This window comes from Mesorhizobium sp. P160927, from assembly GCF_057766385.1.
Genome location: NZ_JBYMDW010000001.1, coordinates 1 through 2,500, shown reverse-complemented (window position 1 = coordinate 2,500; position 2,500 = coordinate 1). Strand labels below are relative to the sequence as shown.

Here is a 2,500-nt window from a genome sequence, read left to right as displayed (position 1 = left end):
AGGATGTGAGGATCCCAAAACAACCAGGATGTTGGCTTAGAAGCAGCCATCATTTAAAGAAAGCGTAACAGCTCACTGGTCTAAATAAGGGTCTTTGCGCCGAAAATGTAACGGGGCTAAAGCCATACACCGAAGCTTAGGGTTTGGTCCGCAAGGGCCAAGCGGTAGCGGAGCGTTCTGTAAGCTGACGAAGCCATACCCGTGAGGGGTGGTGGAGGTATCAGAAGTGCGAATGCTGACATGAGTAACGTAAGGGGAGTGAGAGACTCCCCCGCCGAAAGACCAAGGGTTCCTGCTTAAAGCTAATCTGAGCAGGGTTAGCCGGCCCCTAAGACGAGGCGGAAACGCGTAGTCGATGGGAACCACGTTAATATTCGTGGGCTTGGAGGTAGTGACGGATCATTGAGGTAGTCCAATCTTATCGGATTGAACGGGCTGCTGCGTGGTTCCAGGAAATAGCTCCTCCTTATAAACCGTACCCGAAACCGACACTGGTGGTCTGGTAGAGTATACCAAGGCGCTTGAGAGAACTATGCTGAAGGAACTCGGCAAATTGCACGCGTAACTTCGGAAGAAGCGTGACCCTTTTCCACGCAAGTGGAGGAGGGTGGCACAGACCAGGGGGTAGCGACTGTTTATCAAAAACACAGGGCTCTGCGAAGTCGCAAGACGACGTATAGGGTCTGACGCCTGCCCGGTGCTGGAAGGTTAAGAGGAGGGGTGCAAGCTCTGAATCGAAGCCCCAGTAAACGGCGGCCGTAACTATAACGGTCCTAAGGTAGCGAAATTCCTTGTCGGGTAAGTTCCGACCTGCACGAATGGCGTAACGACTTCCCCGCTGTCTCCAGCATAGACTCAGTGAAATTGAATTCCCCGTGAAGATGCGGGGTTCCTGCGGTTAGACGGAAAGACCCCGTGCACCTTTACTATAGCTTTACATTGGCATTCGTAGTGGCATGTGTAGGATAGGTGGTAGGCTTTGAAACCTGGGCGCCAGCTCAGGTGGAGCCACCCTTGAAATACCACCCTTATTACTATGGATGTCTAACCGCGGCCCGTTATCCGGGTCCGGGACAATGTATGGTGGGTAGTTTGACTGGGGCGGTCGCCTCCTAAAGAGTAACGGAGGCGCGCGATGGTGGGCTCAGAACGGTCGGAAATCGTTCGCTGAGTGCAATGGCATAAGCCTGCCTGACTGCGAGACTGACAAGTCGAGCAGAGACGAAAGTCGGTCATAGTGATCCGGTGGTCCCGCGTGGAAGGGCCATCGCTCAACGGATAAAAGGTACGCCGGGGATAACAGGCTGATGACCCCCAAGAGTCCATATCGACGGGGTTGTTTGGCACCTCGATGTCGACTCATCGCATCCTGGGGCTGGAGCAGGTCCCAAGGGTATGGCTGTTCGCCATTTAAAGCGGTACGTGAGTTGGGTTCAGAACGTCGTGAGACAGTTCGGTCCCTATCTGCCGTGGGTGTAGGAATATTGAAAGGATCTGTCCCTAGTACGAGAGGACCGGGATGGACGGATCTCTGGTGGACCTGTTGTGGCGCCAGCCGCATAGCAGGGTAGCTATATCCGGACGGGATAACCGCTGAAGGCATCTAAGCGGGAAACCCACCTTAAAACGAGTATTCCCTGAGAACCGTGGAAGACGACCACGTTGATAGGCCGGGTGTGGAAGAGCGGCAACGCTTGAAGCTTACCGGTACTAATAGTTCGATCGGCTTGATCGTTCTCATTCCTTATGCCCATCTGACAAAATCAGATGGTCTGTTCTCACTCACGCTTGTTCCGCCCCGCGGGCGGCGCTACGTGGGTGCGGCGCATCAGCGCCGACGGTCGGTCGACCTTGCGAAGCTTCGCTTCGAAAGGCGCCAGGACCAAAAGAACCGTAAAGGCACAATTAAGACCAGCGAACAGCCCCGAGAGGCACCGACAGCTCCGCTGTCGATGTCTCTTATGCTTCTTCGCTCAAAAGCTTCTCGAATAACGTGCGTTTTGCCGACCTGGTGGTTATGGCGGAGCGGCTGCACCCGATCCCATTCCGAACTCGGCCGTGAAACGCTCCAGCGCTGATGGTACTTCGTCTCAAGACGCGGGAGAGTAGGTCGCTGCCAGGTCTGCAAAACGCACGTTCAAACTCTCATCCAATCGGATGACAGTGAAATCTTCTCTCTACGTACAGGCCCGCCAACGGGATCACGGGCCGCGAAAGCGGCCCTTTCATTTGGCGGTGAGGAATATGACGCGGGGTGGAGCAGCCCGGTAGCTCGTCAGGCTCATAACCTGAAGGTCACAGGTTCAAATCCTGTCCCCGCAACCAAATACAAAAGAGCCCGCCCTCGTGCGGGCTCTTTTGTATTTTGCTGTGGCAGCCGGCGATTTTACCTGTCATCAGGGCCCCGCAAGGAGGCGGAGCCGACGCCGCGGGACAGAAAACGCAAATCCTGTCCCCGCAACCAATCAATAACGGCCCGCCAGGTTCAAACCTGGCGGGC

Annotated in this window: 1 tRNA gene and 2 rRNA genes (1 of these 3 cut by a window edge); all 3 read left to right on the top strand. The window is 55.3% G+C overall.

Going from position 1 to position 2,500, the window contains the following annotated elements:
• Positions 1-1,735: ribosomal RNA gene (locus AC3CB8_RS00015) — 23S ribosomal RNA — on the top strand (it extends 1,101 nt beyond the left edge of the window).
• 272 nt (positions 1,736-2,007) lie between these two features.
• Positions 2,008-2,122 (top strand): 5S ribosomal RNA (rrf, locus tag AC3CB8_RS00010).
• A 126-nt stretch (positions 2,123-2,248) separates the two neighbouring features.
• Positions 2,249-2,325, top strand: a tRNA-Met gene (locus AC3CB8_RS00005).
• Positions 2,326-2,500 lie beyond the last annotated feature (175 nt).